Here is a 19,635-nt window from a genome sequence, read left to right as displayed (position 1 = left end):
TCAGTCGAACACCAGGGTCAGCGCTTCGGCGAACGGCCCATTCTTGGCGAGGCGCCCGGCCTTGCCCGGCGCTCTCCGGAGATTCGGACGCTTCAACAACGGCTTGAGCATAAGGTGCAGCGTCGCGCGGTTGATGTGGCGGCCGAAGCACTGATGCAGGCCATAGCCGAAATGGATATAGTCGCTCGCCGGGCGATGGGGGTCGAAGCGCGCGGGATCGGTAAGCCGGCGCGGGTCCATCATCGCCGAGGCGAAAGCGGCGAGCACCGTGTCGCCCGCCTTCACCGCAGTCGCATGCGCAGTGCCGCGCGCGATCACGCCATCGGCCAGCACGATGCGCGGCAGCCCCGGCGCGAGCGGATCGAAGCGCATCGCTTCCTGGACATAGCCCCAGAGCAGATCGTCGTCCCCGGCCCGCGCCGCCGCCTGCGCCCCGGCCAGCGCGGCGGGCCGGCGCAGCAGCTGCTCCATCGCCTGGGGCACGACCATCGGCGGCTGGGGCGGCCCGCCGACGATGAAGCCCATCAGGTTGGTGCGGATCTCCACATCGGAAAAGCCCGGCACGCCCCGCTTCTGCTGGGCCAGGCAGCGCGACAGCACATCGTCCTTGCCGGGCGCCGCCTTCCGCCTGGCGATCTCCCTGTCGATGTGCGCGCGCAGTGCCGGGGCGATCTGGTCGACGTCCGCACGCAGCGCCGGATCGCCCTTGGGATCGGCGAACTGGAACTCGAACAGCCGGGTACCCCATACCCGCAGATCGCCCCCCGCCGGATCGGGCACGCCGAAATAATCGCCGAGCAGGCTGAAGGTCACGCGCCGGACCAGCGTGTCGACCATTTCGATCCGCCCCGGCGCCGCCGCCACGATCGCCTCGGCCATCGCCTCCGCCTTCTGCGCCAGTTCGGGCAGGTCGCCGGGGCGGACCACGGTGCGCATCGCATCGGTGTCGCGGTGATAGAGCGGCGTGTCGGCCATGCCGAGGAAGAAGGGCTCGCCGCCCATGATCACGTCGAGCTTGGGCTTGTACGGCGCGCCGAACACCGGATCGGTGCCGAACACCTCGCGCACATCGTCATGGCGCGACGTCAGCACCATGCCGCCGAACTTCGCCACCGGCTTCCAGCGCCGCAGAAAGGCGAAGGCATAGGGCATGAGCGCGAACACCCGCCCCTCGATCCAGCGCGCCAGCCCCTTCTTGCCGGGGCGCAGCACCTCGCGCGAAGCCAGCGCGTTCACAGCGCCCCCAGATAGTCGAGCGCCGGCATGCTCGGCAGAAAGAAATATTCGCCGCCCGCCATCTGCACGAAGGTCTCGACGTCGATGATCCGCCGCAGCGGATCCTCGGGAATCGTCATCGTGCCCTTGGGGCCGATCAGCGGATCGGTCTCGTCATAGAGCGTCGCGAAGTTCGGGTTGAGCACCCAGGTCTGCTGGACGAACTCGAACTGGCGGGTGATGTCGGTGTTGAGGCAGATGAACAACAGCCCGCGATCGACATCGTCGGGTGTCGGCGGCACGCTGATCGTCCTGCCATATTTGCGGCCGCGGCGAAGGATGCGGTGGTTGTTCGCCGCATCGAGCAGCGTCTGCCTGTCCGCCTCGACCGGGGCCAGCCCGTCGCGCGGATTGGCACGGCGGACATGGCTGCCCAGCGGGCAGCCCATGCCGTGGCGATCCCGGTCCCAGAAGCCGAAATCATTGTCCGCCACCGGGATCGTCCCGCCCATCGGGCACAGCAGATTGCCATGGGTGTCGCGCCCCACCACGCGCTCGGCGAGCCAGGTGGTGGTGACATGCGCCGAGCCCTCGGGATCGCGCTCGCGAATGTGCCGGGCGGCGGCGCGCATCGATTCCCAGAACGCATAGACGTCCTGCTTGAGCTCGCGCACCACCATGTAGCTGCCGTTCCGCCCCAGGTCGCGGAAGCCCACGCCCTTGGGATGCGGCGGCAGCCCGGCGGTGTCGCCGATCCCGTCCGCGACCACCGGCCCCTGCGCGATCTCGTTATGCCCGTTGCGATGGCCCATCAGCACCTCGCCCAGCGGCACGCCGTTCCAATAGTCCTTGGGCACGTCGCCGCCGTCGCGATAGACGACGGTGCCCGGCTCGAACGGGATCGGCTGCGAGATGCCGTCGGCGAAACCGAAATGCTCGCGCGCGATGCCCTGCGGATCGAGCCGCAGGTCGAGCGGCAGATGATGGACCACCCGCACCTCGAACGGCGCCAGCGCGGCGCTCACCTGCTCGCACCAGGCCTCGGCCGCTTCGTCATGCTCGCAATAGAGCAGCAGCAGCGCATGGACGGTCAGCGGCGTCCTCACCCGCTGCTCGGGATCCTCCTGCCGATCGTCGAAGGCGCGCGCCTCGTCGTCCGTCGCGGCGGCGTCGAGCGGGGTGTTGCCGCTCCATTTCGGCCCGCCGGGGATCACCGTGCCCTGCCAATCATCGCCGCGCCGATCGCCCAGCCTGCGCAGGCGATCCTCCTGGAACATGCCCTCCTTGAACGGGCGATCGAACGACGCGAGCGCATTCGGGTTGAGCCCCATCTTCTGGAGCCCCGACCAGGTGAAGCCCATCGCCGCCGCGCGCGGATCGGGCTTCTCGGCATCGCTTACCCGCGCCACCTTGCGCAGCGCTTCCAGCCAGGCGCCGCCGCCCTTCTTCTTCACGCCCTTCCAGCCGAGCTCGAGGAACAGCGCGCGGCCGGTGGGCAGCGCGGCGAAACCGCTCACCACCAGGCCCTGGGTCTGCGCATTGTCCGGCGCGGCGAGATGCCAGCTCGGCGTGCGGCCGCCCTCGCTCACAGGTCGTTGATCCACGCCGCGGCCTCCTTCTCGCTGAGCTGCTTCTTCCTCAGGCCGCAGGCGATGCGGTAGTTCCGCTCCACCTGCTCCGCGGTGAGATCCTTGTAGGCCGAATACCAGAAGCGGCTGACCGCCATCGAATGGCGCGCCCATTCCTTGAACTGGCGGCCATGGCTGGCGCCGTCCTTCACCAGGAAGCGCGTCGGCGGGAAACCCACCCCGCAGCTCCAGGCCAGGGTGAGGCCGGCATGCGCCTTCTCGATGAAATCGTCGAGATAGCTTTCCCAGGTCTGGTCGAAGTTCGAGAAGAACATCAGCCGGCTGTTGTTGTTCACCCGCGCCCAATGCGCGAAATGGATCGTCCGCATCGAGCCGAGATAGCCCTGGCGCGTCCTGGGCAGCACGCGCAGCAGCAGGTGCAGGCCGAGATGCCCCGCGCGGATGATCGCGGTACGCAGCACGCCCGGCTTGATCAGCACCACCGAGCCCATGTGGTTCTGCGGGATCCAGTCCTCGCGCCGCGCCATCTCGCGCAGCATCCGGGGATCGACCGGCGGCGCGTCCTGCGACGCGTCGCGCCGTTCGAGCCAGCGCAACCAGACGAGCAGGCCCGCCACCACCACCGCGACGCTGCCCGCGCTCCAGCCGGCCCAGATCGCCATGTCCCGCCACGCCGCCCAGAAGGGCCGGTGCGCGATCGCCGACCAGAAAGGCGCGGCGAGGAAGGCGGCGACCACGACATAGGCCGCCGCCGCGAGCGCCACCGGCACCAGCAGCCGCTTCAGGAAGAAGCCGAGAAAGCTGAACCGCGTCGGCGTCGCCGTGCCGGGCAGTGCCTTGCCCATGCGGTAGAGCATGCCGGTGAACAGCGCGAACAGCGCCAGGCAGAGCAGCACATAATGCGGCCAGGCGAGCTGGCTCTTCAGGATCAGCCCGGGAATCGACAGCGCGAATACCAGCGCCAGCGCGAACAGGGCGAGCCGGGCATAGTCGCCGAGGCTCTGCGCCAGCGGGATGCGCGGCGGCGCCTTCCGGTCCAGCCAGCCGAATTGCGGGAGCAGCGCGGCGCGCAGCCGGGCATGGATCTCCACCGGCGTGAGCTTGCGATAGGGGCTGGGCCCGCCATCATTGCTGTACGCCAGCTCGGCACGGGTGGCGAGGAACAGCTTGCCCTCGTCCAGGATGCGGTCGCGCGTCATCCCGCGATTGCCGTGGTGGAACACGGTGGGCGTGAGCGTCCGCGCCTCCAGATAGGGGGCGATCGGCGCCCGGCTGTCCGCCGCGGTCACGGCGTCGAACAATGGGCCGGTATGATCGAGCGGGCACTTGCAGCAGCGCAGGAAGCTCCGGAGATCGGGCCCGATCGCGGCTTCCAGCTGCGCCCAGAACGGGCCGGGCGCGCCGTCGAAATTGGCCTCGATCACGAAGAGCGGATCATAGTCGAAGCCCGGGAACACGCTGAGCGACAGGAAGTGCACCGCCGGCACCGTCGTCAGGAAATCGGCGAAGGGTCCCTTGCCCCCCGACGGATCCTGGCTGCGCCGGTCGCGCAGCGCGTCGAGCAGGCCCGACAGATGGTCGAAGCTCTCGGGCTTCACTTCAAGTGCCACCGATAGCGTGGTCTGCCGCATCCGCGTCCGCCCCCTCAAACGTGCGACGTTTGTAGGCACGGCATTTCCAACAATAATAGGAAATATTCGACTTCACGCCGAAGTGGACGAAACGGACACCAAAGGCAGCTGTTTCAGCATCGTCGAGGCCCCTTCCCCCCGGATGACATCGGTGTCATAAGTTTCGGCAAAGGGAGAGGAACTGCATGGACATCAGTCGGCGCGCGGCATTTGGGGCGGCTCTGGCGGGCGGCGCGGCGGCGCTGCTGCGGCCCGGCGAGGCGGGGGCCGCTCCCGACCGGACGCTTCCGGCCGCTCCGCCCCCCGATTGGAAGCGCGGCTTCGACGATCAGCGCATCTGCGACCTGGGCGACGGGCGCTTCCTGAACCCGCTGCTCGCCGGCGACCATCCCGATCCCGCCATCCTGAAGGACGGCGCGGACTATTACATGACCTTCTCCAGCTTCGATTCCTATCCCGGCCTCACCATCTGGCACAGCCGCGACCTGGTGAACTGGCAGCCGCGCAAGGCGGCGCTCACGAAGAACATCGGCGCGGTCTGGGCGGTGAGCCTGGAGAAGCATGCAGGGCGCTATTTCCTCTACATCCCGGTGAAGGCCAGCCCCAATTCGATCTTCGTGATCTGGGCCGATCACATCGACGGGCCGTGGAGCGACCCGATCGACCTGGGCCTGCACGACCATATCGACCCCTGCCACGCCGTGGGCGAGGACGGCTCGCGCTGGCTGTTCCTCTCCGGCGGCGACCGGGTGCGCCTTTCCGAGGACGGACTGTCCACGATCGGCAAGGTCGAGCATGTCTACGACCCCTGGCACTATCCCGAGACATGGGACGTCGAAAGCTTCTCGCCCGAGGGGCCGAAGATCCACCGCCACAAGGGCTGGTTCTACATGATCACCGCGGTGGGCGGCACGGCGGGCCCGCCGACCGGGCACATGGTGATCGCGGCGCGCGCGCGCTCGATCCACGGGCCCTGGGAGCAATGCCCCGCAAACCCGCTCGTCCGGACCGTCCGCAACGACGAGGCCTGGTGGTCGCGCGGCCACGCTTCGCTGGTCGAGGCGCCGGACGGGAGCTGGTGGTCGGTCTATCACGGCTTCGAGAACGGCTATTGGACGCTGGGGCGCCAGGCGCTGCTCGATCCGATCGAATGGACGGCGGACGGCTGGTTCCGGATGACCGGCGGCGACCTGTCCCGGCCGATCCGCAAGCCCGGGGGCGGCGCGCCGGTGCCGCACGGCCAGGCGCTGTCGGACGACTTTTCGGGCCCGCTCGCGCTCGGGCGGAAATGGAATTTCTTCAAGCCTGCGCCGGGCGAATCGGACAGAGTGTCCGTCGAAGCCGGCACGCTGGTGTTGAAGGCATCGGGCAAGGCGCCGGCGGACTCCTCCCCGCTGCTGCTGATCGCCGGGGATACCGGCTATGCATTCGAATGCGACATCGAGATCGCGCCGGGCGGCACGGCGGGGCTGGTGCTCTTCTATGACGAGAAGCTCTATTGCGGGCTCGGCTTCGACGAGAAGCGCTTCGTGACCCACCAATATGGCATGGAGCGCGGGCGCCCGGCCAACCCCTATGGCCGGCGGCTGCGGATGCGAGTGACCAACCGGCAACACATCGTCGCCTTCCACCTCTCCGGCGATGGCGGGAAGACCTGGAAGCGCTTCGACCGGGGGATGGAAGTGTCCGGCTATCACCACAATGTGCGCGGCGGCTTCCTGATGCTGCGGCCGGGGCTCTACTCGGCCGGCGCGGGCGCGGCGAAGTTCCGGGATTTCCGGTTCCGGGCGTTGTAGCGGCCCGCCCTTGCTCCCCTCCCTTCCAGGGCGGGGGACGGTTTTCGTTCGCCCGTGGCAAAGCCCCGCGCTAAGCTCCTTCCCGCATGGGCAAGAGGCGTATCCTGATCGTCGGCGGGGGCACCGCGGGGTGGCTCGCGGCCGCCTATCTCGCGCGCTTCCTCGACCTGGCGGACCAGGCCCAGATCGAGATCACCCTGCTCGAATCCCCCGAGCTCGGCATCATCGGCGTGGGCGAAGGCACCTTCCCCACCATCCGCTCGACGCTGAAGTTCCTCGGCATCGACGAGACCCAGTTCATCCGCGCCACCTCGGCCACGTTCAAGCAGGGCATCCGCTTCAACGACTGGCTGCACGCGCCGTTGCCCGACGGCACGCGCCACCATTATCTCCATCCGTTCGAAGCGCCCTTCTACACCGAGGGCACCAGCCTGGTGCCCTATTGGCTGCTCCAGGACGCGGCGACGCGCCCGCCCTTCGCCGAGGCGGTGACGATCCAGAACCGCGTCGCCGAGAGCCGCCGCGCGCCCAAGAAACAGGGCGAGGGCGAATTCTCCGGCCCGCTCAACTATGCCTATCATTTCGACGCCGCGCGGCTCGCCCGCATCCTGCGCGAACGCGCCGAGGAACTGGGCGTGCGCCACGTCGCCGGACTGCTCACCGATGTCGAGCTGGGCGAGGACGGCGCGATCGCCCGCATCGTCACCCGCGAGCAGGGCGCGCTGGAGGCGGACCTCTATATCGACTGTTCCGGCTTCCGCGCCGAGCTGATCGGCAAGGCACTGGGCGCGCGCTTCAAATCGGTGCGCGACATATTGTTCACCGACCGGGCGCTCGCCTGCAAGATCCCCTATGCCGAGCCCGACGCGCCGATCGAGAGCTTCACCATCGCCGCCGCGCACCAGGCGGGCTGGACCTGGGACATCGGGCTGGAAGGCGCGCGCGGCATCGGCACCGTCTATTCCTCCACCCACATGTCCGACGACGAAGCGGCGCAGGTGCTGCGCGCCTATATCGGGCATGACGACTACAAGGCGCGCATCATCCCGTTCGAGCCCGGCTATCGCGAGGCGCAATGGGTGAAGAACTGCGTCGCGGTCGGGCTGTCGGGCGGCTTTCTCGAGCCGTTGGAATCGACCGGCGTGGTGCTGATCGAGGCGGCGGTGGGGATGATCGCCGAACTGTTCCCGCACAACGGCCCCGTGGATGCGCCGGCCCGGCGCTTCAACGCGCTGATCGTCGGACGCTACGAGCGGATCATCGCCTTCCTCAAGCTGCATTATTGCCTGAGCCGGCGCGACGAGCCCTTCTGGCGCGACAATGCCGATCCGGCTTCGATCCCGGAGGAACTGCAGGAGCTGCTGCGCCAGTGGCGCCATCGCCCGCCAGGGCGTTTCGACTTCCTGCTCGACCTCGAGAGCTTCGCCTTCTTCAACTATCAGTACATCCTCTACGGGATGGACTATCGCACCGACCTGTCGGGCGGCCGCGGCGACTTCCCCAATGTCGAGGCGGCGGAGAAGCTCTTCGCGCGCATCCGCACCTTCTCCGAACGCGCGACCGAGGATCTGCCGACCCACCGGGCGCTGATCCGGGCGATCAACGGGTGAGCCGGGCTCCCTCCCTTCCAGGGGGGAATTGCACGTGACGAACGTCTACAGGCTCCAGTCCAGCTGCAGCCAGAACTTGTCGGTATCCGTCGCGAACCTGTCCGCCCGGTAGCGCGCATAGCGGGCCGAGAGCGCATAATGGCCGCGCTTCACCCCGGCGATCAGGTCGAGCTCGTCGCCATAATGCTGGTCCAGCCGATCGCTCCCGAAACGGTGCCAGGTGGCACCCAGGGTGATCGCGTCGAGCGGCCCCACTTTCTTCCAGCCATAGCCCAGCGTCGCATAGAGATCGCGCAGGCCACCCGGCGGCGTGGTGCCGAACTTGCCGGCCCAGCCGTTGAACTTGAAATAGGATGCCAGCGGCGTCTGCACGCTGGTCAGCGCCGCGCCCGTGCCGGCGCCCAGCACCTCATAGCCCGTGGTCAGGCTCAGCGCCTTCGCGGCAAGGTTCAGCTCGCCCAGCCAATAGTCGGCGGCATAGCGATTGGGGTTGCGATGCCAGTCGCTCTGCCGCGCCCAGCTGGCGACATAGCCGAGCGACACGTCCTTCGCGAGCGCCTGCCTGCCGGCGAAGCGCAGGCCGTAGGTCTGGCTCGACAGGCGGAAGCCCTGCAATGCCGCCAGGTCCTGGTCGACCAGATAGGCGAAGCCGCTCAGCGTGCCGGCCCTGGTGCCATAGCCGAGCACGGCGAAGACATTGTCGCCGCCGATCGATACCGGCCGCGCACCGGCGCCGTTGCGGCCGTTTATCGTGCGCACGTCCCAGCTATAGGCAAGGTCGAGATTGAGCCCGAGCGGCTTGCCGTACTGGACGCGCACCGCGTCGAAGGTCTGCTCGCTCTGGCGCCAGGGCGCGTTGCCGACGAAGCGATCGTCCGCGAAGTTCAGCCGCTGCCGCCCGGCGGTGACGGCCAGCCCGTCCTTGCCGGCGTAGCGGAGCTGCGCGCGGTTGAGCTCGATATTCTCGGGGTCGACGACCAGCGGATAGCGGATCTTGCCGTTGGTGCCGTCATTATAGCCGTTCGCGAGCGCGACCACGCCTTCGCCTTCCACCAGCGCCGACCAGCCCTTCCAGCTGGCGGCCAGGCCGGGGCGGACGCGCAGGGTCACGGCGTCGGCGTCCCTGGGCAGCCCGTCCTGGTCGACATGCTCGTAGCGCAGCCGCACGTCGGCGCTGGGCGTCAGCTTCACTTCCTGGGCATGCGCGGCGCCGGCGGCGAGCAGCCCCGTGGCGCACAGAAGCGCTCGTCTCATCATGCTTCCTTCGGAAAGCCCCGTCCCGCAGGGGTGTTGCGGGACGGGGAGGAGGACCTCAGGCGGCAGCCGCCAGCTTCGGGTCGAGCGCTTCCAGCTCGCCGCTCTCGCGGGCCTTGCGGCCATAGACCAGCTCGAACAGCGGGGTGGCCATCACGGTGGTGACGATCGCCATCAGCACCAGCATCGAGAAGAGCGTGGGGCCGATGATGCCCTTTTGCAGGCCGATGTTGATGATGATCAGTTCCATCAGCCCGCGCGAGTTCATCAGCGCGCCGATGCCGAGCGCGGTGCGGTTGTCCTCGCCGGCGAGCCGGGCCGCGGCCCAGCAGGCGCCGAACTTGGCGAGGACCGACACCGCCAGCACACCCAGCGCGATCAGCAGCAGCTCGACCGAGTTGACCATGTCCATCCGGGTATTGAGGCCCGAATAGGTGAAGAACATCGGCAGCAGCAGGACGACGGCGAGCGGCTCGACCTTCTTCTTCAGCTCCTCGACGAACAGGCCGCGCGGCATGCACACGCCCATCAGGAAGCCGCCGAAGATCGCGTGGATGCCGATCGCGTCCATCACGAAGGCGGAGGCGCAGAAGAGCATCATCGTGACGGCGAGCATCGCGGTGCTCATCTCGCCCTTCGCCTCGACGATGCGGCCGAGCGGGGCGAGCAGCTTGCGCCCGAACAGGAGCATGAAGCCGGTGTAGAGCACGGCGCCGCCGATCGCGAGCACCGCCACGCCCGGCCCGGCGCCGAAAGTGGCGAGCACCAGGGCGAGGACGCACCATGACGCGGCGTCGTCGAACGCGCCGGCGGTGAGCGAGAGCGTGCCGAGCGAACTGTTGGCCAGGCCGCGCTCGTTGATGATGCGCGCAAGCATCGGGAAAGCGGTGAGCGCGATGCAGGCGCCCATGAACAGCGTGGCGTTCGCCTGGCTGATGCCGGGGGTGAACAGGCCGGGCACGGTGAGCAGGAAGGGCGTGATCAGCGCGGCGAGCAGGAACGGCGCGACGATGCCCGCGGCCGAGACGCCGGCGGCGCTCTTCGCCTTGGACTGGAAATGGTCGAGCCGCAGCGTCAGGCCGACCATGAACATGTAGAGGCCGACGCCCAGCTGCGCGCCGGTGTAGAGCACGTTGCGCGTCTCCTTGGGGAAGATCGCGAGCTGGAGATCGGGGAAGAACAGGCCGAACAGCGACGGGCCGAGGACCACGCCGGCGATCATCTCGCCCACCACCTGGGGCTGCTTCAGCAGCTTCTGGCCGAGCCAGCCGACCACGCGGCAGGCGAGGATGATGATCGCCAGCTGCAGGAAGAAATGGATGCTGTAGTCGCCGGGCGCATAGCTCTTCGCGGCGTTCACCGCGGGCCCGTGCGGGCCGAGTACATCGGTCAATGCGTGCCAGGCACTGTTCAGCAGATCGAGCATGGTTACCTCCCCCCAATTCCCCGCGCGGTGCGTTTCCCGCCCGTCGCGAGGCTTCAGGGAGCGCGCGGCGCCGGCCGTGCGCAACTGCAAATCGCCCTACCCCCCTTATTTTCCCGGCCCGGCCGCGCTTTGTGTTGCACGGAGCGCACATAGTAGTAACGTACCTACATGACAACGCAGACAATCTAGGTATGTAGGTACGAAATGAAGGTGATCACCAGCCGCGAATTCAACCAGGACGTCAGTGCGGCGAAGCGATTCGCCCGGGCGGAGCCGGTGTTCGTCACCGATCGCGGGCGCCCCACCCATGTGCTGATGAGCATCGACATGTTCCGCCGGCTGAACGGCGAGCGCGAGAGCATCGTCGACTTGCTCGCCCTGCCCGCCGGCGCGCCCGACACGGCGCTGACGCCGCCGGAGCGCTGGTGATGTTCCTGCTCGATACGCCGATCGTCTTCGAGTTGCGCAAGGCGCGCGCGGGCGGCGCCGAGGCGGGACTCACCGCATGGGCATCGGGCGTGGCGCGCGAGCGGCTGTTCCTCTCGGCGATCTCGCTGGTGGAGCTGGAGGCCGGCGTTGCCGAAGCGACGCGGCGCGACAAGGCGGCGGGTGCGGCGTTGCGGAGCTGGATCGACGCGCAGCTCGTCCCCGCCTTTGAAGGGCATGTCCTGCCGCTCGACGCCGCCGTCGCCCGTCGCCGTGGCCAGCTCGCGCTTGCCGAGACCCGCGACGCGCTGTTCGCCGCCACCGCGCTGGAGCATGGCCTGACGCTGGTGACGCGCAACACCGCCGCCTATCGCGGCGCGCGCGTGAAGCTGTTCGACCCGCGGGGCTATACCGCCGATGCGGCCGAGGACGAAGGCGACTGGCGCGATGCCGCCCGCACCGGGCCGCTCTGGCTCAAGAACCTGTTCGTGCGCGCCTGAAACCCATCTTCTCGGCCATCCCGAGAATTGGAGTCCCAACCTAGGGTCACGACTCATGCAACGAACCCCGTCATCCCCGCCTCCGCGGGGATGACGAAAGAAATCAAGGTCTTGATCGAGATCTAACCCTAGGCGCGCACGTCGCCGTGCAGCATGGCCTGCACGCGCCGCGCCAGCAGCTCGGGCGTGAACGGCTTCACCAGATGGTCGCTGGCGCCTGCGTCCATTGCCTCGGCTCCCGCGCCGCTCCGTGCCGCCAGCATCAGGATCGGCGTGCGGCCCAGCGCCGGCAGCCGCCGCAGCGCCCGCAATATGTCGAGCCCCTGCGCGCCAGGCAGCGAGTGATCGAGGATCACCAGGTCCGGCTTTCTGAAGGCGATCGTGTCGAAGGCGAGTATGCCGTGATCGATCACCTCCACCATGTGCCCCGCCTCGCCCAGCACCCGCCGCACCATGGCCCCGACCCGCTCGTCGGCCTCGACATGGATTATCCGGGCCATCGCACCTCGCATTGCCGGGCGGATCGACGCCGCCCGAGTTGGATTATCACGCGCGGATGACAATTGGTTGCGCATCCGTGTCGCCCTTGTGGCGATTGCGTCTTTCCATCATTTTGCAGAAATCCGCCCAATCGGGCGTTAAGGCTCTTTCCGCGAAATCTCCGCGGAATCACGGCGATGGCCGGCATATTTGCGAAGCCGGCCCAGGGGCCCGTCGATCGCGCTGCGCTACGCCCGCATATCGCGCTACGCTCCGGCGATACCGCCGATTCGAAAAAAGAACGAACGGAAGCAGGAGCAGGAACATGGGAGCAGCCACCGCCTATATCGTCGATGCCGTGCGAACCGCCGGGGGGCGGCGCGGCGGCAGGCTCGCCGGGTGGCACCCCGTGGACATGGCGGCGGCGACCCTCGACGCGATCGTCGCGCGCAGCGGCATCGATCCCGCCGCGATCGACGACGTGATCATGGGCTGTGTCGGCCAGGGCGGCGAACAGGGCTTCCAGGTGGGCCGGGGCGCCGTGCTCGCCTCGAGCCTGCCCGAAAGCGTGCCGGCGGTGACGATCGACCGCCAGTGCGGCAGCTCGCAACAGGCGATCCAGTTCGCGGCCCAGGCCGTGCTCTCCGGCACCCAGGACGTGGTGATCGCCGCGGGCGTGGAGAGCATGACGCGCGTGCCGATGGGATCGACCGTCGCACTCTTCGCCCAGGCCGGGCTGGGCGGGCCCAAGTCGCCGCGCCAGGAGGCCCGCTATCCGGGCGTGCAGTTCAGCCAGTTCCTGGGCGCCGAGCTGGTGGCGCGCAAGCACGGCCTCGGCCGCGCCGCGCTCGACGCCTATGCGCTGGAAAGCCATCGCCGCGCCGCCGCCGCAACCGAGCGCGGCGATTTCGACGCCGAGATCGTGCCGCTGACGATCGACACGCCGGAAGGGCCGGCGATCCATGTCCGCGACGAGGGCATCCGCTTCGATGCTACCGCCGAGAGCATCGGATCGGTCAAGCTCCTCGCCGAGGACGGCGTGATCAGCGCGGCCAATGCCAGCCAGATCTGCGACGGGGCCAGCGCGGCGCTGATCGTCTCGGAAGCCGCGCTGAAGGCGCACGGCCTGACTCCGCTCGCGCGCATCCACCACCTCACCGTCACTGCGGGCGACCCGGTGATCATGCTCGAGGAGCCGCTGTTCGCCACCGACCGGGCGCTGCGCCGCGCGGGCATGACCATCGACGAGATCGACCTGTTCGAAGTGAACGAGGCCTTCGCCTCGGTGCCGCTCGCCTGGCTGCGGCACACCGGCGCCGATCCCGCGCGGCTCAACGTCAATGGCGGTGCGATCGCGCTGGGCCATCCGCTCGGCGCCTCGGGCACCAAGCTGATGGCGACGCTGGTCCATGCGCTCCGCAAACGGGGCAAGCGCTACGGCCTGCAGACGATGTGCGAGGGCGGCGGCATCGCCAACGTCACCATCGTCGAGCGGCTCTGAGCAAGGAGGAGGGAAGGATGAAGCTCGACGACAGCATCGCGGCCGTGGTCACCGGCGGCGCCTCGGGCCTTGGCGCGGCCACCGCGCGGGCACTCGCGGCGCGGGGCGTGAAGGTGGCGATCTTCGACCTGCAGAAGGAGAAGGGCGAAGCGGTCGCGGCCGAGATCGGCGGCCTGTTCTGCGAAGTGAACGTGACGTCGGACGAAAGCGTCGACGCCGGCTTCGCCCGGGCGCGCGCCGCGCACGGCCAGGAGCGGATCCTGGTCAATTGCGCCGGCACCGGCAACGCCGTGAAGACCGCGAGCCGATCGAAGGAGGACGGCACGATCCGCCACTTCCCGCTCGAGGCGTTCAACTGGGTGATCCAGATCAACCTGGTCGGCACCTTCCGCTGCATCGCCAAATCGGCGGCGGGGATGCTGACGCTCGATCCGCTGGAGGATGGCGAGCGCGGCGCGATCGTCAACACCGCCAGCGTCGCGGCCGAGGACGGGCAGATCGGCCAGGCGGCCTATTCCGCGTCGAAGGGCGGCGTGGTCGGCATGACGCTGCCGATCGCGCGCGACCTGATGGGCGAGGGCATCCGGGTGAACACGATCCTGCCCGGCATCTTCGACACGCCGCTGCTCGCCGCCGCGCCGCCGAACGTGAAGGAAGCGCTGGCCGCCTCGGTCCCCTTCCCCAAGCGGCTCGGCCGGCCGGAGGAATATGCCCGGCTCGCGCTCTGCATGATCGAGACCGGCTATTTCAACGGCGAGGACGTCCGCCTCGACGGCGGCATCCGCATGGCGCCGCGCTGAGCGGGGCCGCCATCCCCCTCCCCGGAAAGGAGGGGAGCAAAGGAAACGGAATGCAGCCGCTCACCGGCATCCGGATCGTCGAGCTCGCCGCGATCGGCCCCACGCCCTTTTGCGGGATGATGCTGGCCGATCACGGCGCCGAAGTGCTGTACGTCCATCGGCCGGGCGCCGCGCCCGATCCGCGCGACCCGCTGCTGCGCGGGCGGGTGCCGGTGGAGGCCGATCTCAAGTCATCGGGCGGCGTCGCCCATGTCCGCGCGCTGGCGGCGGCCGCGGACGGGCTGATCGAGGGCTTCCGCCCCGGCGTGATGGAGCGGCTCCGGCTCGGGCCGGCCGAGCTCCACGCCCTCAATCCGCGCCTCGTCTATGGCCGGATGACCGGCTGGGGGCAGACCGGCCCGCTCGCCGGGGCCGCCGGACACGACATCAACTATATCGCGCTCGCCGGCGCGCTCCACGCCTTTGGCCGCGCGGGCGACAAGCCGACGCCGCCGGTGAACGCGGTCGGCGATTTCGGCGGCGGCGGCATGCTGCTCGCCTTCGCCGTGGCGGCGGGGCTGCTCCAGGCCAGGACCGGCGGACGCGGCACGGTGATCGACTGCGCAATGAGCGAAGGCGCGGCGCTGCTGATGTCCATGGTCTGGGGCTTTCGCGAGACGTTCGGCTGGCGCGACGCGCGCGGCGTCAACATCCTCGACGGCGGCGCGCATTTCTACGACAGCTACGAGACGGCCGACGGCAAATATGTCGCGATCGGCGCGATCGAGCCGCAATTCTATGCCCGGCTGCGCGCCGCGACGGGCCTGGCCGACGATCCCGACTTCGACGCGCAGATGAACCCCGCCGCGTGGCCGATGCTGAAGGACAAGCTCGCCGCGATCTTCCGCACCCGGACGCGCGACGCATGGTGTGCGCTGCTCGAAGGCACCGATGCCTGCTTCGCCCCGGTGCTCTCGATGGCGGAAGCGCCCGGCCATCCGCACAATGTCGCGCGCGGCGCCTTTATCGAGCGCGCGGGCGTGGTCCAGCCGGCCCCTGCCCCGCGCTTCTCGGCGCCTCAGGATTCGACCAGCGCGACCACTTCGAAGTCATAGCGTTCCCAGCCGCGCTGCTTCGCCGCCTCGGCGAGCGCGGCCCGCTTGCCCGTCGCTTCCTTGAGCGACTTGGCGTGCCCCCAGAACACTTCGGTCCGGCCGCCGCCGAGATGCGCGACGATCCGCCAATAATGGGTGAAGGGCACCGCGGTCGGCCCGATCGTCTTCACATAGCCATCGGCCATGGTCGCGGTGAGGATACGCTTCTTCTTTGCCATGCCGATCCCCACATATCGCGGCGAATGGAGATTTGCATGACCGACTATCGCAAGACCGACGAAGCCGTCGCCGCACTCTCGCCCGAGCAATATCGCGTGACCCAGCAGAACGGCACCGAACGCCCCGGCACCGGCGCCCTGCTGCACAACAAGGCGCCCGGCATCTATGTCGACATCGTCTCGGGCGAGCCGCTGTTCGCCTCGAGCGACAAATATGAATCCGGTTGCGGCTGGCCGAGCTTCACCCGGCCGATCGCGAACGTGGCCGAGCGGCGCGACACCAGCCATGGCATGATCCGCACCGAAGTGCGCTCCGCCCAGGGCGACAGCCATCTCGGCCATGTGTTCGACGACGGCCCGCGCGATCGCGGCGGCCTGCGCTATTGCATCAACTCGGCCTCGCTGCGCTTCGTGCCGCGCGCGGAGATGGAAGCCCAGGGCTATGGCGCCTGGCTCGACGAGGTCCAGGACCCCGCCTGATCCCGGCGGCAAGCTGCAGGGGCCCGCGCCCCGCCGTCGCCCCGGCCCCGAGCCGGGGTGGCGGTCGGATTGCAGCCGGCTCGATTCGCATTTGCACCGATCCGGATTGAAAACCCCAATAACCCGCAACTTGCCGGCTGCCGCGACCCAGTGCCGCGCCACATTCTGTCGCAGTAATGCAACAGTTTGCATCAATCCGTAATTGGAAGCGGTTCCAATCATTTCGGCATGATTGACAGACAGCCTCTCGATGATAGCGATAACATCAGGGAGGCATTTCGCTCGCCCTAAATAAATAGAAAGTCGCGTCCGGCACAGGGCGCGCTGAAGGAGGGGTTATGACTAGTCAAAGGCGCATGCCTATACTTGCGCATTCCGTTTCCATATTCGCCGTCGCCGCCGGACTTGCCATGCCCGGCCTTGCCCGTGCGCAAGCCGACAACGCTGTCAATTCACAGGCGACGGAGCGCGGCCAGGGAGACGGCCAGGAAATCGTTGTTACCGGTATCCGTGCCAGCCTTGAGCGCGCGATCGCGATCAAGCGCGAGGCGCCGGGCATCGTCGACGCGATCTCGGCAGAGGACATCGGCAAGTTTCCCGACACCAACCTGGCGGAATCGCTGCAGCGCATCCCGGGCGTGTCGATCAACCGCACCAACGGCGAAGGCTCGCAGGTCACCGTGCGCGGCTTCGGCCCGACCTACAACATGGTCACGCTGAACGGCCGCCAGCTCGCCACTTCGACCGTATCGGTGGTCGGCGGCGACCAGAATGCCGATGGCGCGCAGGGCACCAGCCGCTCGTTCGACTTCTCCAACCTCGCCACCGAAGGCGTGCGCACGCTGGAAGTCTACAAGACAGGTCGCGCGGCCGTCCCCTCGGGCGGCATCGGCGCCACGATCAACATCGTCTCGCGCCGCCCGCTCGACGAGCGCAAGAGCGGGCTGGACGGCAGCATCGGCGCCAAGGCGGTCTACGACACCAGCGTCAACGACTGCCTCGATTGCGGATCGAAGGTGACGCCCGAATTCTCCGGCGTGCTCAGCTGGAGCGACCCCGACCAGCGCTTCGGCGTCATGCTGTTCGGCAGCTACCAGAAGCGCAACTACACTTCGATCGCCGCGACGTCGAACGACTGGAACATCGTCACCTACGACACCTTCCTGACCGGCGGGTTCGCCCGTTCGGGCGGCGCCTGCCCCACTTCGACGCCGGGGCCGAACTGCACCGTGGTCAACAACGCGCCGTCGAACCCGAACCAGCTGGTCGCGATCCCGAACGACAGCCGCTACCATTATGCCGAGGGCACGCGCGAGCGCATCAACGGCCAGGCGGTGGTGCAGTTCAGACCCACCGACGCGCTGACGATCACCGCCGACGCGCTCTATGCGCAGAACAAGCAGCGCGAGACGCGTTCGGACCTGTCCAACTGGTTCAGCCGCCCGTTCGACGTGGTGACCTTCGACGGCAATCCCACGGTCGCCACCGCCACCTATCTGCACGAGACGATCAACGGCCAGAAGGACGAGGGTTTCGAGGCCCAGTCGCGCGCGCAGAAGGGCAAGCTGGAGGATTACGGCCTCAACCTCGAATGGGAGCTGGCGAGCAACTTCTCGCTGAAGCTCGACGGCCATATCTCGACTTCGTCGAGCACGCCGGACAATGCCAATGGCAACTCGTCGACGCTGGTCGGCATGGGCGCCAATGTCGTCGCCGCCCATTCGGTCGACTATTCGGGCGGCATTCCGCGCCAGGACATCACGCTGGGCGCCAGCGGCCCGCTCGACGTCAACGACGTAGGCTCGCAGGTCGGCCGCACCTTCCGCTCGACCCAGCGCCAGCGGGTGAAGGAATTGCGCGCGGACCTTGGCTGGGACCTGGGCGGCGAGAGCCGCTTCGACTTCGGCGGCAATTATCGCACCACCGACATGCGCCAGACCTTCGTCTCCACCCAGCAGACGCTGGGCGACTGGGGCATCACCAATCCGGGCGACGTGCAGGCGCTGGCCCCGGGCGCGCTCCGGGCCTTCTGCCTCGAGTGCAAGTTCCACAAGTTCGATCCCGGCGGCGATCCGGAATCGCAGCTCGCCTTTCGCGGCGTCGCCTCGGATCTCTATGCGATCCTCTCGCCCTATTATGCCAATCGCGGCAATGCGGTGGGCGTCACCGGCAGGCAGGACAACCAGATCAAGGAAGATATCTGGGCGGTCTATGGCCAGCTGACCTGGAAGGGCGAGCTGGGCGGCGCGCCGGCACGGCTGGTCGCCGGCATCCGCTACGAACACACCAAGTCGCACACCACGTCGCTCGAAGCGATTCCGGCCGGGATCGCCTGGGTGTCGGACAACGACTTCACCGTGTCGATCTCGAACCAGACGCAGTTCGTCAGCGACGGCGGCAGCTACAGCAACCTGCTGCCCCAGGTCGATTTCCAGGTGGAGTTCGCCAAGAACCTGATCGGCCGCCTGTCGTACAGCAAGACGATCGCCCGGCCGAACTACAACAACCTCTACACCTCGACCACCGTCGGCGGCCCGCCGCGGCCGACCTTCAACGGCGGCATCCCCGGCGCGACCACCGGCAACGCCCGGCTGCGCGCGCTCGAATCGGACAATTTCGACGCGTCGCTGGAATGGTATTTCAAGCCGGACAGCTATGTGTCGGTCGCGTTCTTCGACAAGCGCGTGCGCAACTTCATCGGCAACGGCCAGTTCAACTCGACGCTGTTCGGCCTGCGCGACCCCAGCTCGGGCGCGGCGGGCAGCCGTTCGGGCGCGGCGCGGACCGCGCTGGGCGGCCTGGGCGCCGATACCAGCGACGGCAACCTGTTCGTGATGTCGGCGCTGATCCAGGCCACCGGCTCGGTCGCCGCCGCCACCGCGCAGTTCGCGGCGCACTACAACGCCACGACGCGCCAGCTCGACGACGACTATCTCAAGCTGATCAACAACACCTATGACCTGAACGGCATCGCCAGCGATCCGCTCTACCAGTTCCAGGTGACGCAGCCGATCAACAACAAGGATGCCGAGATCTACGGCGTCGAGCTTGCCGGCCAGTATTTCTTCGGTCGGACCGGCATCGGCATCGCAGCGGCCTATACGCTGGTGCGCGGCGATGTCGGGTTCAACCTGGGGGCCAGTCCCGCGGAGGACCAGTTCGCGCTGCTCGGCCTTTCGGACACGATCAGCGGCACGCTGATCTACGAGAAGCACGGCATCTCGGCCCGCCTGGCCTATAACTGGCGCGACCGGTTCCTTTCGGGGATCAACCGCCAGGGCTCGCGCAATCCCGAGTTCACCGCGCCCTTCGGCCAGCTCGACGCATCGATCAGCTACGAGATCACGCCGCAGATCGCGATCACGCTGGAGGGCATCAACCTCACCGAGACGGCGGTGCGGACCTATGCCCGCGACAAGAAGGAGCTCTGGTACGCGCAGGAGCTCGACCGGCGCTTCCTGCTCGGCGCGCGCTTCAAGTTCTGACCCGGCTTCTCTCCCTCTCCTCTTCGGAGGAGAGGGTCAGGGAGGGGGGCATGGCGGAAGCGTGCCGCACATGCCCCTCTCCCGCCCCGATTGAGGCCCGGCGGGCTTTGCGCCATGCTCGGCCTTCCAC

At 68.2% G+C, this 19,635-nt stretch carries 16 protein-coding genes; 9 read left to right on the top strand and 7 right to left on the bottom strand.

Annotated elements, in window-relative coordinates:
• From FHR20_RS00570 to FHR20_RS00560, 3 genes are read right to left on the bottom strand one after another with little or no spacing between them, the layout of a single operon-like run.
• Nucleotides 1-1,236 (bottom strand): cytochrome P450, encoded by a 1,236-nt coding sequence (locus tag FHR20_RS00570; RefSeq protein ID WP_167297771.1) that lies wholly within the window; start codon nt 1,234-1,236, stop codon nt 1-3.
• Nucleotides 1,233-2,819 carry a Dyp-type peroxidase gene (locus FHR20_RS00565; RefSeq protein ID WP_167297770.1) on the bottom strand — a complete coding sequence of 529 codons (1,587 nt, stop codon included), beginning with the start codon at nt 2,817-2,819 and terminating at the stop codon, nt 1,233-1,235. Before FHR20_RS00565 ends, FHR20_RS00570 begins: the two co-directional genes overlap by 4 nt.
• Nucleotides 2,801-4,435 carry a hypothetical protein gene (locus FHR20_RS00560; protein WP_167297769.1) on the bottom strand — a complete coding sequence of 545 codons (1,635 nt, stop codon included), beginning with the start codon at nt 4,433-4,435 and terminating at the stop codon, nt 2,801-2,803. Before FHR20_RS00560 ends, FHR20_RS00565 begins: the two co-directional genes overlap by 19 nt.
• A 185-nt stretch (nt 4,436-4,620) precedes the next feature.
• Here FHR20_RS00560 and FHR20_RS00555 point away from each other — a divergent pair, with 185 nt between their 5' ends.
• Nucleotides 4,621-6,231 (top strand): family 43 glycosylhydrolase, encoded by a 1,611-nt coding sequence (locus FHR20_RS00555; RefSeq protein ID WP_167297768.1) that lies wholly within the window; start codon nt 4,621-4,623, stop codon nt 6,229-6,231.
• Between the two features lie 86 nt (nt 6,232-6,317).
• Entirely contained in the window at nt 6,318-7,841 is a 1,524-nt protein-coding gene (locus FHR20_RS00550; RefSeq protein WP_167297767.1) for a tryptophan halogenase family protein, read from the top strand.
• Nucleotides 7,842-7,886: 45 nt separating this feature from the next.
• On the opposite strand, the gene FHR20_RS00545 is transcribed toward FHR20_RS00550, so the two are convergent.
• Nucleotides 7,887-9,095, bottom strand: coding sequence for an alginate export family protein (locus FHR20_RS00545; protein ID WP_167297766.1), 1,209 nt, complete (start codon nt 9,093-9,095; stop codon nt 7,887-7,889).
• A 58-nt stretch (nt 9,096-9,153) separates the two neighbouring features.
• On the bottom strand, nt 9,154-10,521 hold the full coding sequence (locus tag FHR20_RS00540) for a cation:proton antiporter (protein WP_167297765.1): 1,368 nt from the start codon (nt 10,519-10,521) through the stop codon (nt 9,154-9,156).
• Nucleotides 10,522-10,725: 204 nt separating this feature from the next.
• Between FHR20_RS00540 and FHR20_RS00535 the strand changes: the two genes are divergently transcribed.
• Together FHR20_RS00535 and FHR20_RS00530 are read left to right on the top strand one after the other, a co-directional pair.
• The gene (locus FHR20_RS00535; protein ID WP_167297764.1) at nt 10,726-10,950 is read left to right on the top strand and encodes a type II toxin-antitoxin system Phd/YefM family antitoxin; all 225 of its coding nucleotides are present in this window, start codon (nt 10,726-10,728) and stop codon (nt 10,948-10,950) included.
• The gene (locus tag FHR20_RS00530) at nt 10,950-11,447 is read left to right on the top strand and encodes a type II toxin-antitoxin system VapC family toxin (protein WP_167297763.1); all 498 of its coding nucleotides are present in this window, start codon (nt 10,950-10,952) and stop codon (nt 11,445-11,447) included. The genes FHR20_RS00535 and FHR20_RS00530 overlap by 1 nt, the downstream gene beginning before the upstream one ends.
• Before the next feature lie 128 nt (nt 11,448-11,575).
• On the opposite strand, the gene FHR20_RS00525 is transcribed toward FHR20_RS00530, so the two are convergent.
• A complete protein-coding gene (locus FHR20_RS00525; protein ID WP_167297762.1) occupies nt 11,576-11,947 on the bottom strand; it encodes a response regulator in 372 nt (123 codons plus the stop codon).
• A 305-nt stretch (nt 11,948-12,252) separates the two neighbouring features.
• On the opposite strand from FHR20_RS00525, the gene FHR20_RS00520 reads away from it, so the two are divergent.
• Genes FHR20_RS00520 through FHR20_RS00510 form a run of 3 tightly spaced genes read left to right on the top strand, consistent with a single transcriptional unit; the run spans nt 12,253 to nt 15,322 of the window.
• Nucleotides 12,253-13,428, top strand: a complete 1,176-nt coding sequence (locus FHR20_RS00520; protein WP_167297761.1) for an acetyl-CoA C-acetyltransferase — start codon at nt 12,253-12,255, stop codon at nt 13,426-13,428.
• A gap of 17 nt (nt 13,429-13,445) precedes the next feature.
• Entirely contained in the window at nt 13,446-14,228 is a 783-nt protein-coding gene (locus FHR20_RS00515; protein WP_167297760.1) for an SDR family NAD(P)-dependent oxidoreductase, read from the top strand.
• Between the two features lie 50 nt (nt 14,229-14,278).
• The gene (locus FHR20_RS00510; protein ID WP_167297759.1) at nt 14,279-15,322 is read left to right on the top strand and encodes a CaiB/BaiF CoA transferase family protein; all 1,044 of its coding nucleotides are present in this window, start codon (nt 14,279-14,281) and stop codon (nt 15,320-15,322) included.
• On the opposite strand, the gene FHR20_RS00505 is transcribed toward FHR20_RS00510, so the two are convergent.
• Entirely contained in the window at nt 15,286-15,540 is a 255-nt protein-coding gene (locus FHR20_RS00505; RefSeq protein WP_167297758.1) for a hypothetical protein, read from the bottom strand. The genes FHR20_RS00510 and FHR20_RS00505 overlap by 37 nt on opposite strands.
• 36 nt (nt 15,541-15,576) lie before the next feature.
• Here FHR20_RS00505 and msrB point away from each other — a divergent pair, with 36 nt between their 5' ends.
• On the top strand, nt 15,577-16,020 hold the full coding sequence (gene msrB / locus FHR20_RS00500) for a peptide-methionine (R)-S-oxide reductase MsrB (protein WP_167297757.1): 444 nt from the start codon (nt 15,577-15,579) through the stop codon (nt 16,018-16,020).
• A gap of 356 nt (nt 16,021-16,376) precedes the next feature.
• The gene (locus tag FHR20_RS00495; protein ID WP_167297756.1) at nt 16,377-19,505 is read left to right on the top strand and encodes a TonB-dependent receptor; all 3,129 of its coding nucleotides are present in this window, start codon (nt 16,377-16,379) and stop codon (nt 19,503-19,505) included.
• The last annotated feature ends 130 nt before the right edge of the window (nt 19,506-19,635 follow it).

The organism is Sphingomonas leidyi, from assembly GCF_011761945.1.
GTDB lineage: Bacteria > Pseudomonadota > Alphaproteobacteria > Sphingomonadales > Sphingomonadaceae > Sphingomonas > Sphingomonas leidyi.
The sequence above is the reverse complement of the archived record's forward strand: the minus strand, read 5'-3'. Positions and strand labels throughout refer to the sequence as shown.

What these genes read in the sequence shown, in the direction of transcription:
- FHR20_RS00560 (WP_167297769.1), bottom strand. Translation starts at nt 4,435, where the DNA reads ATGCGGCAGACCACGCTATCGGTGGCACTTGAAGTGAAGCCCGAGAGC.
- FHR20_RS00555 (WP_167297768.1), top strand. Translation starts at nt 4,621, where the DNA reads ATGGACATCAGTCGGCGCGCGGCATTTGGGGCGGCTCTGGCGGGCGGC.
- FHR20_RS00550 (WP_167297767.1), top strand. Translation starts at nt 6,318, where the DNA reads ATGGGCAAGAGGCGTATCCTGATCGTCGGCGGGGGCACCGCGGGGTGG.
- FHR20_RS00545 (WP_167297766.1), bottom strand. Translation starts at nt 9,095, where the DNA reads ATGAGACGAGCGCTTCTGTGCGCCACGGGGCTGCTCGCCGCCGGCGCC.
- FHR20_RS00540 (WP_167297765.1), bottom strand. Translation starts at nt 10,521, where the DNA reads ATGCTCGATCTGCTGAACAGTGCCTGGCACGCATTGACCGATGTACTC.
- FHR20_RS00535 (WP_167297764.1), top strand. Translation starts at nt 10,726, where the DNA reads ATGAAGGTGATCACCAGCCGCGAATTCAACCAGGACGTCAGTGCGGCG.
- FHR20_RS00530 (WP_167297763.1), top strand. Translation starts at nt 10,950, where the DNA reads ATGTTCCTGCTCGATACGCCGATCGTCTTCGAGTTGCGCAAGGCGCGC.
- FHR20_RS00525 (WP_167297762.1), bottom strand. Translation starts at nt 11,947, where the DNA reads ATGGCCCGGATAATCCATGTCGAGGCCGACGAGCGGGTCGGGGCCATG.
- FHR20_RS00520 (WP_167297761.1), top strand. Translation starts at nt 12,253, where the DNA reads ATGGGAGCAGCCACCGCCTATATCGTCGATGCCGTGCGAACCGCCGGG.
- FHR20_RS00515 (WP_167297760.1), top strand. Translation starts at nt 13,446, where the DNA reads ATGAAGCTCGACGACAGCATCGCGGCCGTGGTCACCGGCGGCGCCTCG.
- FHR20_RS00510 (WP_167297759.1), top strand. Translation starts at nt 14,279, where the DNA reads ATGCAGCCGCTCACCGGCATCCGGATCGTCGAGCTCGCCGCGATCGGC.
- FHR20_RS00505 (WP_167297758.1), bottom strand. Translation starts at nt 15,540, where the DNA reads ATGGCAAAGAAGAAGCGTATCCTCACCGCGACCATGGCCGATGGCTAT.
- msrB (WP_167297757.1), top strand. Translation starts at nt 15,577, where the DNA reads ATGACCGACTATCGCAAGACCGACGAAGCCGTCGCCGCACTCTCGCCC.
- FHR20_RS00495 (WP_167297756.1), top strand. Translation starts at nt 16,377, where the DNA reads ATGCCTATACTTGCGCATTCCGTTTCCATATTCGCCGTCGCCGCCGGA.